The 15193-nt window shown below is 62.8% G+C and carries 12 protein-coding genes; 8 read left to right on the top strand and 4 right to left on the bottom strand.

What is annotated here, in order from left to right:
* Positions 1-110: 110 nt before the first annotated feature.
* Complete coding sequence (locus KP001_RS12140; RefSeq protein WP_217285901.1) at positions 111-1736, bottom strand: HAMP domain-containing methyl-accepting chemotaxis protein; 1626 nt, start codon at positions 1734-1736, stop codon at positions 111-113.
* A 213-nt stretch (positions 1737-1949) separates the two neighbouring features.
* Between KP001_RS12140 and KP001_RS12135 the strand changes: the two genes are divergently transcribed.
* The 6 genes from KP001_RS12135 (at position 1950) to KP001_RS12110 (ending at position 10375) form a co-directional block, all read left to right on the top strand.
* On the top strand, positions 1950-2420 hold the full coding sequence (locus KP001_RS12135) for a permease (RefSeq protein WP_239027767.1): 471 nt from the start codon (positions 1950-1952) through the stop codon (positions 2418-2420).
* On the top strand, positions 2417-2947 hold the full coding sequence (locus tag KP001_RS12130; protein ID WP_224961155.1) for a permease: 531 nt from the start codon (positions 2417-2419) through the stop codon (positions 2945-2947). Before KP001_RS12135 ends, KP001_RS12130 begins: the two co-directional genes overlap by 4 nt.
* 29 nt (positions 2948-2976) lie before the next feature.
* Positions 2977-3354, top strand: a complete 378-nt coding sequence (locus KP001_RS12125; protein WP_224961153.1) for a helix-turn-helix transcriptional regulator — start codon at positions 2977-2979, stop codon at positions 3352-3354.
* Positions 3355-3520: 166 nt separating this feature from the next.
* Entirely contained in the window at positions 3521-4225 is a 705-nt protein-coding gene (locus KP001_RS12120; protein ID WP_217285899.1) for a helix-turn-helix transcriptional regulator, read from the top strand.
* 299 nt (positions 4226-4524) lie between these two features.
* Entirely contained in the window at positions 4525-9714 is a 5190-nt protein-coding gene (locus KP001_RS12115) for a S8 family serine peptidase (protein WP_217285898.1), read from the top strand.
* Positions 9715-9841: 127 nt separating this feature from the next.
* Positions 9842-10375 carry a DUF1003 domain-containing protein gene (locus tag KP001_RS12110; RefSeq protein ID WP_217285897.1) on the top strand — a complete coding sequence of 178 codons (534 nt, stop codon included), beginning with the start codon at positions 9842-9844 and terminating at the stop codon, positions 10373-10375.
* Positions 10376-10389: 14 nt separating this feature from the next.
* Here KP001_RS12110 and KP001_RS12105 read toward each other — a convergent pair whose 3' ends face one another.
* Positions 10390-11409, bottom strand: a complete 1020-nt coding sequence (locus tag KP001_RS12105; protein WP_217285896.1) for a glycosyltransferase — start codon at positions 11407-11409, stop codon at positions 10390-10392.
* Between the two features lie 382 nt (positions 11410-11791).
* On the opposite strand from KP001_RS12105, the gene KP001_RS12100 reads away from it, so the two are divergent.
* Positions 11792-13228, top strand: a complete 1437-nt coding sequence (locus KP001_RS12100) for an aminotransferase-like domain-containing protein (protein WP_217285895.1) — start codon at positions 11792-11794, stop codon at positions 13226-13228.
* Between the two features lie 86 nt (positions 13229-13314).
* Here the strand turns inward: KP001_RS12100 and KP001_RS12095 are convergent, their stop codons facing one another.
* Entirely contained in the window at positions 13315-13530 is a 216-nt protein-coding gene (locus KP001_RS12095; RefSeq protein WP_217285894.1) for a hypothetical protein, read from the bottom strand.
* Positions 13531-13768: 238 nt separating this feature from the next.
* Here KP001_RS12095 and KP001_RS12090 point away from each other — a divergent pair, with 238 nt between their 5' ends.
* On the top strand, positions 13769-14023 hold the full coding sequence (locus KP001_RS12090; protein WP_239027766.1) for a YtxH domain-containing protein: 255 nt from the start codon (positions 13769-13771) through the stop codon (positions 14021-14023).
* 74 nt (positions 14024-14097) lie between these two features.
* Here KP001_RS12090 and KP001_RS12085 read toward each other — a convergent pair whose 3' ends face one another.
* A complete protein-coding gene (locus KP001_RS12085) occupies positions 14098-14970 on the bottom strand; it encodes an EamA family transporter (protein ID WP_217285893.1) in 873 nt (290 codons plus the stop codon).
* Positions 14971-15193 lie beyond the last annotated feature (223 nt).

Below are 15193 nucleotides of genomic sequence, written 5' to 3'. Positions count from 1 at the left end.
GACCCCGGCACCGCCCCTGAAAAGGGCCGGGCAGGGAGAACAGTTGCAGCAAAGAGGGGCCAGGCGTTTATTCGCCTGGCCCCTTCCTTTTCCGCCCGTCGTCTCGACCTCTAGAGCCGGAACTGCCGCACCAGGCTTTCCAGACTCTGCGCGTTGAGCGCCAGTTGCGCGGCGGCGGCCGCGGTCTCGTTGGCGCCGCGCGCGGTATGCTGCACCACGTCGGTCACCTGCTGCACGTTCATGGTGATCTCGCTGGTGGTCGCCGTCTGCTCCTCGGCGGCGGTGGCGATCTGGTTGATCTGCATGGTGACTTCGCCGATCTGCCGCAGGATCATCTGCAGCGCCTCGCCCGACTGCTGCGACGACGCCGTCCCCTTTTCCACCTCGACCACCCCTTCCTCCATGACGCTTACCGCCGTCTTGGTCTCGTCCTGGATGGCCTTGATCATGTTGCCGATCTCCTTGGTGGCCCGTGTGGTCCGCTCGGCAAGCGCCCGTACCTCGTCGGCCACCACCGCGAACCCGCGTCCCTGCTCTCCTGCGCGCGCCGCCTCGATGGCGGCGTTCAACGCGAGCAGGTTGGTCTGGTCGGCGATGTCCTCGATGGTGGCGATGATGTCACCGATCTGTTCCGATCTCGCCCCGAGGCTTTCCACGGTGCCGGCGCTGTCCTTGACCCGCTCGGCGATGCGCACCATTCCGGCGATGGTCTCCTGCACCACATCCCCCCCCTGTGCGGCCGACTCGCTGCTTTGGCGGGACGCGTCGGCGGCGCGGACGCAGTTCTGGGCGATGTCGCCGCTGGTGGCCGCCATCTCCTCGCTGGCGGTGGCCACGGAGCTCGTCTGTGAGGCGAGTTCCTCGGCGCCGGTGGCGATTTGCTCGGCCGTGGCCTTGAGCTGCTGGGAGGCCGAAGCGATCTCGCTGGAGCTTTCCGACACCCTCCCGAGCATCTCGCGCAAATTCCCCACCACTTTGCGGGTCGACTCCGCGAGGTGCCCCAACTCGTCGTTCCCGGAGAGGGTGATGGATACGGTGAGGTCGTTGTCGGCCAGCCGGTCGTTGGCTGCGATGAGTTCCGCGACCGGGACGGTGATGCTGCGCACGATCACGAGCGCCAGGAGAACCGAGAGGACAACGGCGATCACCAGGAGAGCTATCACCACCACGCGCCCCTGGTCGATCATGTGCTTGGACTCCTCTCCGACCCGCACCATTTCCTTGTCCTGGTGGGATAGCATCTTGTCCATGGCGGCGAAGAAGGCGCTCTGGGTCTTGCGCATCGGCCCGATCAGTTCCTGCCCCGCCTTTTCCTTATCCCCTTCCTTGATGGTCGCGATGACATGCCGCTGCGCCTCCTGGTACGCCGCTTTGGCCTCGATCACCTCCTTTAGGGCCTCCCTGCCCGAGTCGCTGCGCACCGTTTTCTTCAGCTCCTCGATCCGTTTGTCGGCGGTCTGCAGGCACTCGGCGATGCGCTTTTCTTCTTTTTGCACATCCCGCGGGTCCTGGAGTATGACCATGTTGCGCAGTCCGCGGGCGACGACGTTGACCTGCGACTTGAGGTCGTTGAGGGCCACCGTCTTGGGCCATTTGTCTTCGATAAGTGATCGGATCTTCCCGTCGAACAGCGCCATCCTGTTGATGGAGTACCCTCCGACCACTGTCATGAGGACCACCACAAGGGCAAAGGCTACCCCAAGTCTTGCGCTGAGCCTGACTCCCGAAAGCGCCATCGTCATCTCCTCCTGAGTTCATGGTCCCTGAACCGCTTTGTTACGTGGCATCTCGTCTTCTTTGAGAGATATCGACACGATGTTTCATCATCTTGAGTGAAAAAGCGGGAATTGTTTGACAGTATGATTTTCCCATTGACTAGCAGACTGAAACACCATACTGTAATTGACAGTATCATTGCGCAGCTGTGACAGGGCAGGGGGGAAGTCATGATGTCGGCAGTGTTGTACGGCGGAACGGCGTTGGCCGTGTTGGTATCCTGGCGGCTTGACCCCGAGAAGACGAGGCGGGCTCTACGGATCGGCGCGAAGTCGCTCCATGGGCTGGCCCCGCGCATACTGGGCATGGTGGCCCTGGTCGGCCTGGTGCTCGCCCTCGTTCCGCCTGAGGCGATCAGAAAACTCTTCAGCCACGGGGGGCTCGGTGGCTTCTCGCTGGTCGCCGCCATCGGTTCCATCGTGACCATGCCTGCGCCGATCGCGTTCGCGCTGGTAGGGTCGCTGTTCAAGCTCGGGGCCGCCCCTGCGAGCCTTGCCACCTTTGTCACCACGCTCACCATGGTGGGTGTCATGACCGCGCCGATGGAGATCTCCTGCTTCGGCAAGCGCTTCACGATGCTGCGGCAGGCGTTGAGCTTCGTGGTGGCCATCGTTATCGGACTGGCCATGGGGGTGCTGTTGTGAAGGAGAAGCTCGTCGACTACCGTCTCTTTTTCATGGTGCTCGCCGCGAACCTCGGCTTTCTTTTGTGGCAGCCGGCGACGGCGCGGCTTGCCGCGCTCAACTCCACCGGGTTTCTCCTCGAGGTACTCTCCATAGTGCCGCCGGTCATGGTGCTCATGGGACTTCTGGACGTCTGGGTGCCGCGTCGCCTGGTCGAGGCGCACCTTGGTCCCGATTCCGGCCCGGTAGGCGCGGGGGTCGCCATGCTTTTGGGGACCGCGGCCGCCGGGCCGCTGTACGCCGCCTTTCCCGTCGCGGTATCCCTGCGCAAAAAGGGGGCGCGCCTGGCGAACATCGTCATCTTCCTGGGCACCTGGGGCGCCATCAAGATCCCCATGATCCTTATGGAGAGCAGCTTCATCAGCCTGCGTTTCGCCCTGTTGCGGCTTTCGCTCACCGTTCCCTGCATCCTCGCCTGCGGCTACCTGATGGAGCGGCTGCTGCCGGAACATGAGCTGGATGGTGAGCCAGGGGCGGCCGACGCCTGAATACGCCTCTCCAGGAAGGAGAGAGAACAGTGCCGGAGAAAGGAACCACCATGCCTCCCAGACAAAAGCAACAGTACCGCCACCTCCCCGCCTTCATCCTGCTTGCCCTGGCGGAGGAGCCGATTCATGGCGGCGCCATCCTGAGCGCGCTGTCCCAGCGCATGCCGCTTTCCAAGCCGGACAGCGCCGCGGTGTACCGTGCCCTGCAGCGGCTCGAAGATGAGGCCCAGGTGGTCTCCAACTGGGACACAAGCGGCAGCGGTCCGGCCCGCAGGGTGTACCGGCTGACCGAGGCGGGGTGGGAAAAGCTCGATGCCTGGCGCGAGGACATCGAAATGCGGCTGGCGAATCTGCGTTACTTCCTGGATACATATGCGGAACTCAGAAGCCACAGGCGCTTAAAGTAAGGTGCGCCGGGGAGCTGCGGTACTTCAAGGCGATGTGCCGGTGCGACATCTGGCCGGTCGCTCTTGACAGTGGGCAACCTGCTGCTAGTCTGGTGACCTGTAGCTCCAGTGCTGTTTAGGATCAGGGAGTGATGGGCAGGTGCCATATATTGGCAGGAGGTGCCCTATGAGTGAAACCGGCCTTTCCTGTAACACCGACTGTCGGGTGGCGATCGTAGGGCCGAACCATTTTCAGAATACCCTTCTTGCCACTTTCATTGAGAATTACAGCACCTGCAGCTGCTGCATCATGGACAGCCTGGACAGCTTCATCCTCTGTCACCAGGAAAACTTCCCCTGCCGCATCGCCCTCCTCTACGACTGCTTCCACCAGCAACAAAAGGCGCTGAGCGATGCACTGCAGCTCGACCTGCGCCAGCTCCCCTGCGAACTTTCACTGGTGCTCTTCAACCTCGACCGGCAGACCAGGATGGAGAAACAGGCCATCGAGGTCGGGGTCCAGGGGATCTTCTACGCAGAGGATTCGGTGCAGACCGTGCTGAAGGGACTGGCGGCGATATTCGAGGGGGGGCTTTGGATCTCGCGCCAGATGATGACAGAGGTGATCCTGGAGCACGGATTCGCCCACCGGCGCAGAAAGGTCGTGGCGCACGACATGGTGCAGCACAGCCTGACCCATCGCGAAGTGGAGATCCTGGGGCTCCTTTCCTCCGGCGCCACCAACAAGTGCATCTCGGACACGCTTTTCATAAGTCCCCACACCGTCCGCACCCACCTCAACAACATCTTCCGCAAGATCAACGTCTCCAGCCGGCTCGAGGCCGCGGTCTGGGCCGCCGATTCCCTATTCCTGCCGCAATACCGGAACTGACAGCCTGTCCCCCCCGGCGCGTAGGAAATACTCGGGGACTACGCCAATTTGCGTAGTAGCCCGGGGGGGGCGAAATACCGCAGCAAATACACCAACCCACGTATTTAATCCCCTGCAGGCCTGGATGTACAATCGTTCCAGAATCACCTGATGAAAAAGCGTATGTCGCCACCACTGCAGAGGGAGCCTCCGGAAGAAAGAACAGCATGAAACCTTGATGTCGTCAGCACTTGATATGCCTCTGTTTTGGGACGGCAGCGCATCGTCGCCGGGAAACTCAAAAGGGACAGGAGGATGCCATGTGCGGTCAGAAGGTACTTGCCTGGTTCGTAGTCCTCTCCATTGTTTCCATCACCGGCCCGCTTGGAACCACATGCTGGGCCAAAGACATACAACACGAGGTCAGCGTACACGGGGTGGCGGTGGGGGGCGCCGGCGACGCCGCCTTCGGGCAACTGCAGGCGCGGTCGGAGCGGGGCGTCCGGTTGTGGGTGCTGCAGTTCAAGGGGCCGATCGCGGAACGGGAAAAGGAGGCCGTCGAACGGCTGGGTGCGCGCCTGCACGATTACCTGCCGGAGTTCGCCTTCCTGGCCGGTATGGATGACGCCACCCGGAAGCAGGTGCTGGGACTTCCGTTTATCGAAGGAGTGACCCGTTTTCATCCCGGATACAAGATGAACGGGCGGTTGCGCCAGATGGCGCTGCAACCGGCGTCGGGTGAGGCGATGACGTTGCAGCTGAAGCTCGACAACCCCTCTTCCCTGGGACAGGTCCTGGCCGAACTGGAACAGCAGGGAGTCGCGCTGCTGGACGTGGGACGCGACAGTGTCAGGGTGCGGGCTCAGGCCCGCGCCCTCGCCGGGATCGCGGCGCTGGAAGCGGTCACCTGGATCGGCGAGCACTTCGAGATGGAACTATTGAACGACACCGCCCGCTGGGTCGTTCAGAGTAACGTACCCGGCAGCCTCTCCATCTGGGACAAGGGGATACATGGCGAGGGAGAGATCGTAGGAGTGGGCGACTCGGGGCTTGACTACGATATCCCCTGGATCCGCGACCCGGCCGGCACACCGATAGGCGGGGCGCACCGGAAGCTGGCAGGGTATGACACGACCTACGGCGACGACTACGATAGCGACTCGCCGGGACACGGGACCCATGTCTGCGGGACGCTTGCCGGCGACCGCACCCCGGTCGACGGGCTGGACAGCGCCAACGGCATGGCTCCCAAGGCGAGGCTCTTTGTGCAGGACCTCACCCCGGGGGCGAGCAGCTACGTATTTCCCCCCGATGACCTGGGCCTGCTCTTTGGCAGCGCCTATCAGGCGGGGGCGCGCCTTCACAGCAACAGCTGGGGGAACAGTGACAGCAGTTACAGCCTGTTCACCCAGAGCGCAGACCGCTTCCTTTGGGACCACAAGGAGTTCCTGGTGCTGGTCGCCAACGGCAACTCCGGACCCACGCTCTCGACCGTGGGGAGCCCCGCAAACGCGAAGAACGTGGTCAGCGTGGGTGCCAGCTACAACGGCAGTGACGACCAGAACCTCGCCAGCTTCAGCAGCAGGGGCCCCGCCGCCGACGGGCGCATAAAACCGACGGTGACCGCACCTGGGGTGGGCCTGGTCTCCGCGGACTCGGACGGCCTCAAAGAGAGCTTCAACAGCGGCACCAGGACGATGAGCGGAACCTCGATGGCGACCCCCACGGTGGCCGGTACGGCGGCCCTGGTGCGGCAGTACTTCAGCCAGGGGTACTATCCCCTGGGGACGGCAACCCCTGCCAAGGCTTTTCTTCCTTCCGGTGCCCTGGTCAAGGCGGTGCTGATCAACAGCGCCCAGGACATGACCGGCTCGGGAACCAACGGGCCGATCCCTTCGACGGGGCAGGGATGGGGGAGGGTGCAACTGGACCGGGTGCTTCCTTTCGGCGTCGATGCCGGGACGCTGGCCGTGGTGACCGAGGATGCCGGGGTGGCAACCGATGGGGGGTGGAGCAGGGAGTTCCCCGCCGCGGGAAGCGAGCCGCTGAAGGTGACCCTGGCATGGACCGATTACCCGGGGGCGCCGGGCGCGGCCAAGGCGCTCGTTAACGACCTGGACCTCACGGTGACCGCGCCGGACGGGACGCGGTTCTTCGGCAACGCCTTTGTCGGCGGCGAGTCAGTGGCAGGCGGCACGGCCGACCGGTTGAACGTCGAGGAGCAGGTGCTGATCAAGGCACCACGGGCCGGCATGTACACCGTGACCGTCTCCGGCTACAACGTGCCGCAGGGGCCGCAGCCCTTCGCCCTGGCCATCACAGGTGTGGTCGGCGCCAGCCAGCGCGGCACGCTGGCGCTGGACCGCAAGTACTACAATTCCCGCGCGACGCTGCAGATCCGCCTTGCGGACACTGGGTTGGACCGCGACCACCTGGTGGTCGAGCAAGTCGCGATCAGTGTGGCTAGTTCCGGTGAGCCGGCGGGTGAAGAGGTGTGGCTGCGGGAGACCACCCCGGGGAGCGCGATCTTCATCGGCTCCCTTCCCCTGGCGCCGGTACCGGCCCTCCCCGCCGACGGGGTGCTGCAGGTAAGTAGTGCCGACAGCATCACCGCCAGTTATGCGGACGCGGATGACGGTTCCGGAAAGGGGGCTGTGGTGACGGCGGGGGCCGTGGTGGAAAACGTGCCGCCGGTCTGCTCCGGCCTCGGGACAACCGCGAAGACGGAAACATCTGCAACTGCCGTCTGGCGCACCGATGAGCCGGCGGGCGCCCTGCTGGAATACGGGCTCACTCCGGCCCTGGGCGCCCGCGTCACGGACGCCAGGCTCATCACCCAGCACGAGATGACTCTCGCCGCGCTCGAGGAGGCGAGGAGCTACTACCTGACCGTGACCTCGACCGACGAAGCGGGCAACTCCTCCGCCTGCAGCACCACCTTCGCGACGCTGAACCTTCCTCCCTCCCTGCTGGTCACCGCTTCCACCGGTAGCGTCACCTACCGCGCCACCACGGTCATCTCGGGGACCAGCACCGACCCGTCGGGGGTGTCCTCGGTGACGGTCAACGGGGCTGCGGCGAACTACCGGGGGAGCGACGGCTACTTCACGCTCGAACTCCCTCTCTCTCTCGGCGAGAACATCTTCAGCGTGCTTTCAAGCGATACCCTCGGCAACACACGGAGGCAGGACATGACGGTGACCCGGCTCGCCAAGAGCGACCTTTTGGTGCAGTCGGTTTCCGGGCCAGCCTCGGCCGTCCAGGGGGGGATCATAACGGTAACCGACACCGTCTGCAACGACGCCACGGGAGTGCCGACTCCTTTCGAGGTGGGGTTTTACCTCTCTGCCGATGCCGGCTATTCCACCGGGGACCGTTTTGTCGGCGCCCGCAGTGTTGCCACGTTCCCCGCACCGGGGAGCTGTGTCAGCGCCAGCAGCGACATCACCATTCCTGCTTCACTGCCGGGAGGGGCTTTCTACCTGGTCGCCTGCGCCGATTACCGCAACACCGTCGACGAGACCGATGAAACCAACAACTGCAGGGGGGGGACGCCTCTCTCGCTTCCCGCGCTCCCCCTGAAACCGCCTGCCGGCATTACCGTACCGGCGGGAAGCAGCACCGGGACATTCCTGGTCTACTGGGGGGATTGCGGCGTGAGCGGCGTGACCTACATCCTGGAGTCCAGCCGGAACGGCGGTGCCTGGGGCCAGGTATATAGCGGCGCCGGTAGCAGCACCTACGTTACCGTCACGCTCAATGGGAGCTACGGCTTCAGGGTCAAGGTCGTGAAAAGCGGCTATGCCGACAGCCCCTACACCATCTCAACCATCTGCACCGTCGACCTCGTCTGCGGTGCCCCCGGAGTCGTCACCGTCCCAGCCAGCAACAGTACGGGACAGTTCCAGGTCTCCTGGGGGGGGAGCAATATCTCCGGGGTGACCTACGTGCTCGAGTTCCGCCTGGACGAGGGGCCCTGGGGCGAGTTGAGCCGCGGCACGTCGACCTACGCCTATCCCAAGGTGACGCAGAACGGGAGCTATGGCTTCCGGGTCAAGGCGGTGAAAAGCGGCTATGCCGACAGCCCCTATGCCACGTCGGCCACCACCTGTGCCGTCACCCTTGTCTGCGGTGCTCCCGGCGCCGTCACGGTGCCGGCCAACAACAGCACGGGACAGTTCCAGGTCTTCTGGGGGGGGAGCAACGTCTCCGGCGTGACTTACGTCCTCGAATACCGCCTGGACGAGGGCTCCTGGAGCGAGTTGAGCCGCGGCACGTCGACCTACGCCTATCCGAAGGTGACCCAGAACGGGAGCTACGGCTTCCGGGTCAAGGCGGTTAGAAGCGGCTATGCCGACAGCCTCTATGCCACGTCGGCCGGCACCTGCACGGTCACCCTTGTCTGCGGTGCCCCGGGCGCCATCACCGTGCCGGCCACCAACAGCACGGGACAGTTCCAGGTTTTCTGGGGGGGGAGCAACGTCTCCGGCGTGACCTACGTCCTCGAGTACCGCCTGGGCGATGGCCCCTGGGGCGAGTTGAGCCGCGGCACGTCGACCTACGTCTATCCCAGGGTGACGCAGAACGGGAGCTACGGCTTCCGGGTCAAGGCGGTGAAAAGTGGCTATGCCGACAGCCCCTATGCGACGTCGGCCGGCACCTGTACGGTCACCCTCGTCTGCGGCGCCCCGGGCTCCATTACCGTCCCGGCCACGAACAGCACGGGACAGTTCCAGGTATCCTGGGGGGGAAGCAACGTCTCCGGCGTGACCTATGTACTCGAGTACCGCCAGGACGAGGGCTCCTGGAGCGAGTTGAGCCGCGGCACGTCGACCTACGCCTATCCCAAGATGACGCAGAACGGGAGCTACGGCTTCCGGGTCAAGGCGGTTAGAAGCGGCTATGCCGACAGCCCTTATGTTACGTCGGCCGGCACCTGTACGGTCACCCTCGTTTGTGGCGTACCGGGCGCCGTCAACGTGCCGGCGACCAACAGCACGGGACAGTTCCAGGTATCCTGGGGGGGGAGCAACATCTCCGGCGTGACCTACGTGCTCGAGTACCGCCGCGACGACGGTGCCTGGAGCGAGTTGAGCCGCGGCACGTCGACCTATGCCTATCCGAAGGTGACGCAGAACGGGAGCTACGGTTTCCGGGTCAGGGCCGTTAAGAGCGGGTATGCCGACAGCCCTTACGCGACGTCGGCCAATGTCTGTGTGGTCACCCTGGCCTGCGGTGCTCCCGCAACCATCAGCGTGCCCGCTTCCAGCAGCACCGGGAAGTTCCAGGTCAGTTGGGGGAGTAGTAACATAACCGGTGCGACCTACGTGGTGGAATACAGCCGCGACGGCGGAGGCTGGACGCAACTCTACAGCGGGCCGGGCAGCTACACCTATTTCAGCACCGCGTCGGGCGGCAGTTACAGCTTCCGGGTGAAGGCGATGAAGACCGGTTATGCGGAGAGCGGCTACACCACGTCACCTGCTCCCTGCATCGTGACGCTTAACTGAGGAGGCGACGGGATGGGGCGCCGCACGGCCTGGGGAGCCGGCGGCGCTCCGTTGACTTGCGGTGACGGACTGATACTGTTTCGGGATTGAACCCAGCTCGAGGGCTTCCGGCACGGCGGGGAGAGCGATGCGAGAATCCGATTCCGATCAGTCCATGGCTTCCGTAGTCAGCCGCAACATCGCGGCACTCCTGGAGCGGCGCCAGGCCGAGGAGCGCACCAAGAGAACGCAGGAACGAGTGGCGGACGCCATTACCACTTTCACCGGGAGCATGCCCTTCGTCTACATCCACCTGGCCCTCTTTGGGGGATGGATCCTGGTCAACAGCGGCTGGCTCTCCATCTTCCCCCGCTTCGACCCCACCTTCGTGATGCTCGCCATGTTCGCCTCCGTCGAGGCGATTTTCCTTTCCACCTTCGTCCTCATCAGCCAAAACCGCATGCAAGCCTCGGCCGACCGCCGTGCCGAACTGAACCTGCACATCGACCTCCTTGCCGAACACGAGGTGACCAGGATCATCACCCTTTTGACCGCGATCGGAGAGAAACTCGGCGTCGATGAGTCCAGGAACCCGGAGCTCGAGGAACTGACCAAGGATGTGCAGCCCGAGAAGGTGCTGGACACCATGGACCAGGTCGAGCAGGAGAACAAGGAGGAATGAGCTGCCAAAAGCTTTTATGCGACGCAGACGGCGTCGTACCCCTCGGTGAAACCGGCCTGCCGGGTGGTCTGCCTTACGACCCCCCTGGCGCCCCGGGCCCCTACCGTCATCAGGAGCTTGGTGCCGGTGCGCTCAAGGTCGCCGGTGGAGAGTACCGGTGCACCGTGCAGCTGCCGCCCGATCTTCTTCGGGTCGATGTCGACCCAGGCCTCGACACGGATGTGAACCTCATGCAACATCCGGTACCAGGCACGCCCCTCGAGTCCGGCTCCCGCCAGGATCACGTTCCGCTCCCCCCTGAGAAAGCCCTGCAGCAGGTGGTGCAGCTTGCACAGCCTCATCGCCTGCGCCGCGTAGGCGGGGTTGGTGCGGGTGGTCCGCTCCGGGCGCTCGCGCCAGAAGAAAAGCGTCTCGGGGAGCCGGGCGAAACGCGTACCTGCCGCCGCCAGGCGCAGCCACAGGTCGTAGTCTTCTGCCCACCCCATGTCGCGATAGCCTCCCACCTGTAGCACTTCTTGTTTCCTGAACATGACGCTCGGATGCACGAATGGCGATTCCACGAAGATGTCGGCGAGAATGGCGTCGTGGCTGAGCAGCGAGTTCTGCCACTGCTGATAGCCGATCATGCCGCTGCCGATGCGGTGCCGGGGGAAGTGCTGGAAACAGCTCGCCACGAGCCCGACCTCGGGGTGGGGGGCGAGGTAGTTGATCTGCGCCTCCAGGCGGGCGGGGTGGGCAACGTCGTCGCCGTCCATGCGCGCCACCAGCTCCGACCGGCACTGTGCAAGCCCCAGGTTCAGCGCGGGGACCAGCCCCTCCCCCCCTGTCGCCAGCACCCGGATGCGCGGGTCTGCCGCTGCGGCACGCGCCAGGATCGCGGGGGTCCGGTCGGTGGAACCGTCGTCCACGACCACCAGCTCCCAGTCACGGAAAGTCTGCGCCGACAGCGAGGCAAGGGCCGCCGGCAGGTGCTTCTCTTCGTTTCTGACCGGCATCAGTATGGAGACTGCCGGAATGGCGGTCGCTATGCTCATAAGCTTGATCCTTCCTGGGTGACGTTAACCGCAACCTTACCAGCTGTCGGGCCTGACTGACAAAGAGAAAAAGGGGAGGACGTGAGGGGGGACTGCGCTTCGTGGAGAGACTTACTCAGCTGCCCCTGACCTAGAGGCACAAGAGCTTCGCCAGCCACTCTCTCCGAATTCGCCGGCGGCACTGGTCCAGGAATTGTGGATTGTAATGGTTACAGTTGCCGTTTATGATAACTGTACCCTTTTGAAATGAGCGCAACTGTGACTGTGGTCTCGGGTGGTTATGGGGTACAGTTGGCTTGTAACTTTGAAGAGTTGGCAGCTTCTGACGACGATAGCCCTGGGGCGCATGGGCGTGCCTTAGGCGAGGACGGGTGGAGGTGGTATGGCCTTGGAGACGGTGAGAGACTGCAGGCCGCTGTACGAGCGGGTGGGGAGCGAGATCGTATCGCTCATCGATGGTGGGACCTTCCGGGTGGGGGAGCGGCTCCCCTCTATCCGGCAGCTGAGCTCGAAGCTCAACGTGAGCATCAATACCGTGATGCAGGCCTACGCCGTGCTCGAAGATCGCCGGGTCATCCAGGCGCGTCCGCAGTCGGGCTACTACGTCTGTCCCAAGGTCCCTGAAATCACGGCGCAGCCTCTGGCGAAAAACCAGCGGCTGCAGCCTACTGCGGTCACCTTCAGCGACCTGTGCGAACTGGTGATCCGCAACCTCATGAAGCCGGAACTCCTCCCCCTCGCGAGCGCGGTGCCGAACCCGCAGCACTTCCCGGTGGACAAGCTGAACCGGATGACGGCAGCGGAAATGAGGCGCTTCGGCGCCCAGAGCATCTCCTACATGATGCCGCCCGGCAGCGAGCGGCTGCGCACCCAGATCGCCAAGCGCTCCCTGCTCTACGGCGTCAGCGTCCGCCCGGACCAGGTCCTGGTGACCTCGGGGTGCGTCGAGGCGGTGCAGCTCGCCCTGCGCGCCACCTGCAAGGCCGGCGACACCATCGCGGTCGAATCCCCTTTTTATTTCAATTTCCTGCAGCTGATCGCGGAGATGGGGCTGAAAGCTCTCGAAATACCTTCCACGCCCAAGGAAGGTATCAGCATCGAGGCCCTGAGCTACGCCATCGAGAACAACAAGATCAGCGCCTGCCTGGTGATCCCGAACTTCAGCAACCCCCTGGGGACGTTGATGTCCGACGAGCGCAAGCGGGAGCTGGTTCAGCTTTTGGCGCAGCACGAGATCCCGCTTATCGAGGACGACATCTACGGTGACCTGACTTTCGCGCAACAGCGTCCCATCGCTGCCAAGTCCTTTGACCGCAAGGGGCTGGTGATCTACTGTTCGTCGTTTTCTAAGACGCTCGCACCCGGTTACCGGGTCGGCTGGGCCATCGGGGGGAAGTTCCAGGCGGAGATGGAACGGCTCAAGATGATGAACAACCTGGCTACCGCCTCGCCGACCCAGCTTGGCATAGCGGAGTTCCTGGCTACCGGTGGCTACGACCACCATCTGCGGGCGATCCGGAGGCTGTATGCGAAGAACGCGTCGCAGATGACCGATGCTGTGGTGCGGCATTTTCCCGAGGGAACGCGGATGACCCGCCCTGGCGGCGGCTTCATGCTCTGGGTGGAAATGCCGGACCGGGTGGACTCGGTGCAGCTGTTTCACCGGGCCCTTGAGCGGGGGATCAGCATCACCCCCGGCGCGATTTTCTCCCTTTCGGGCAAGTACCGGAACTTCATGAGGTTGTCTACGGCATTCTGGGACGAAAAGGCCGAGCGTGGTGTCGAAACGCTGGGCGGGCTGGTCAAGGATATGCTGTAGCTCTTTGACCGGCTGACGCCACGGTGCCGCTTCTCTATTTGGGATGTACAGAGGTGGTGCTGGAAGCTACAGTGACTGGGTGAAGGTTATGATGTTGCCATGTAGAGGAGGGAGCAGCAGCGGCATTTACCATAGCGTGCGGGAAGATAGAGTACGTTGATGGTGAGGCACTTTTTGCACTCCCAGAAGGTATAACCGGTTACCTCGTGTCCAGCCTGTTCAGTGAAGAACCAGTGGTAATAGGCATCCCAATCATACTCGGGCTTCTGGTTTGCCTTCTCGATGAGTCGTTCGAGTAGCATGGTGCGCCGCTCCTTGAAGGAAGATGTCGTAAACATACAACCAAAAGATGCAATAGCAACTGGGATTTTTTCTAACACCAAAGGTCATTTGTTGTCCATCCTGAATACATAACCAGTATCACGAGCACCGGAGTGCCACGAACATCATTAACTGTAGCGATATTTACGGGTGGACTTCCCTTTTTGATCAGCGGTAAAATGAGGCATCAGTAGATACCGGCCAAAAGGAGGCGCTATCATGGCAGAAAAGATGAATAGATCGATGACAGGCCTGATGATGCTGGTTGGCGGCGGGGTGCTCGGTGCGGGTCTGGGGCTTCTCTTCGCTCCCTGCGCAGGCGAGAAGAGCCGTAAAAAAATGATGCGTATGGGGAAAACGATCAGCAACAGGAGCGACCGTGTGATGCGTGACATTTCCGACCGGCTGGACGACCTGGCGGACAGCATGTCCAGCATGAGCGGTAAGGCTGGCAGGTTCATGCATCTGCGGTAAAGCAGAAACCCCCTTCTGCGGATCAGTTAAAGATTTTGGCCCGCGGCTGTGACAGCCGCGGGCCTTTGTTTGTCCTACCCAAGCCGGATCAATGCTGCACCGGCGACGATGACCGCAGCCGACACCAGCCTCATTTTGCCGAAGGATTCGCGCAGGAAGAATACGCCGATAAGCACCCCCACCATGATGCTTACCTGCCGCACCGGGACGGCGTAGCCGACCCGGGCCATGTTGAGTCCGTAGCGGAAACTCAGGAAGGAAAGCATGACCGTGGGGCCGCTCCAAAGGATCAGGCGCCAGTTGGTGCGCCACTCCTGGGCTATCAGGTCGCGGTACTTCGGGCGACAGAGGTTGAGCGTCATAAGGCAGAGCATGGCGATGACCAGGAAATAGGTGAAGAAGACGGGGGGGTAGTCCCTGACGCCGGTCTTTTCAGCGATGGAGCCGATGGAATAGATGAATCCGGCCAGGAGGGCGGCGCGGACCGAGGTGCTCTTGAGATCGCGGAGGGGACGGGTCAGCTCGCTCAGTGAAAGGCTCCGCATCTGAACGCAGAAGGTCCCGAAGATGACCAGGAGTATGCCACAGACGCCGGTGGGGGAAAGACGCTCGCGAAGGAGGAGGACCCCCCAGATTGGGACATACACCATGGAGGTCTGGGAGAGAGGGTAGATGATGGAAAGGTCGCCGTCGCGATAGGCACGGCCGTTCAACAGGTGGTACAGCACGAAACTGACGGAGCCGATCGAGATCATGGTCAGGGTGTGGAGCCCGGGCCAGTGGAACGGTTCGTCGACTATCGCGATAATGGCGGTGAAGGGAAACATCGAGGCGATGAACATCCACCAGATGAATACCGTCTTGTGCCGGCTCTGTTTAACCAGTGTGTTCCATGTGGCGTGCATGACGGCGGAGAAGATGATAAGGGCGAAGGCGAGGTTTGACATGGGCGGAGTATAACCGAGGTGGACGGTTAAAGTATAACCCTTTCGACCGCCGTATAAGATTAGAGAAATTTACTCATTAAATCGTTGACGGCGAAGGTGCCCTTTGCTATAAAGCTGGACTCCGCAGCAACGACGTTCTTTGCAACCGAATAGATGAACCGGCAGGAAGAAGGGCCACAGTAGCACCTCGCGGTGTTCTGGCAGCCATTCGGGTGCGATCTTA

Source organism: Geomonas subterranea, assembly GCF_019063845.1.
GTDB classification, from domain to species: domain Bacteria; phylum Desulfobacterota; class Desulfuromonadia; order Geobacterales; family Geobacteraceae; genus Geomonas; species Geomonas subterranea.
This window is presented reverse-complemented; position numbering and strand designations above follow the sequence as displayed.

Bases quoted from the DNA above. Each gene is read 5' to 3' on its own strand.
- KP001_RS12140 (WP_217285901.1), bottom strand. From the start codon at position 1,736: ATGGCGCTTTCGGGAGTCAGGCTCAGCGCAAGACTTGGGGTAGCCTTT.
- KP001_RS12135 (WP_239027767.1), top strand. From the start codon at position 1,950: ATGTCGGCAGTGTTGTACGGCGGAACGGCGTTGGCCGTGTTGGTATCC.
- KP001_RS12120 (WP_217285899.1), top strand. From the start codon at position 3,521: ATGAGTGAAACCGGCCTTTCCTGTAACACCGACTGTCGGGTGGCGATC.
- KP001_RS12115 (WP_217285898.1), top strand. From the start codon at position 4,525: ATGTGCGGTCAGAAGGTACTTGCCTGGTTCGTAGTCCTCTCCATTGTT.
- KP001_RS12110 (WP_217285897.1), top strand. From the start codon at position 9,842: ATGCGAGAATCCGATTCCGATCAGTCCATGGCTTCCGTAGTCAGCCGC.
- KP001_RS12105 (WP_217285896.1), bottom strand. From the start codon at position 11,409: ATGAGCATAGCGACCGCCATTCCGGCAGTCTCCATACTGATGCCGGTC.
- KP001_RS12100 (WP_217285895.1), top strand. From the start codon at position 11,792: ATGGCCTTGGAGACGGTGAGAGACTGCAGGCCGCTGTACGAGCGGGTG.
- KP001_RS12095 (WP_217285894.1), bottom strand. From the start codon at position 13,530: ATGCTACTCGAACGACTCATCGAGAAGGCAAACCAGAAGCCCGAGTAT.
- KP001_RS12090 (WP_239027766.1), top strand. From the start codon at position 13,769: ATGGCAGAAAAGATGAATAGATCGATGACAGGCCTGATGATGCTGGTT.
- KP001_RS12085 (WP_217285893.1), bottom strand. From the start codon at position 14,970: ATGTCAAACCTCGCCTTCGCCCTTATCATCTTCTCCGCCGTCATGCAC.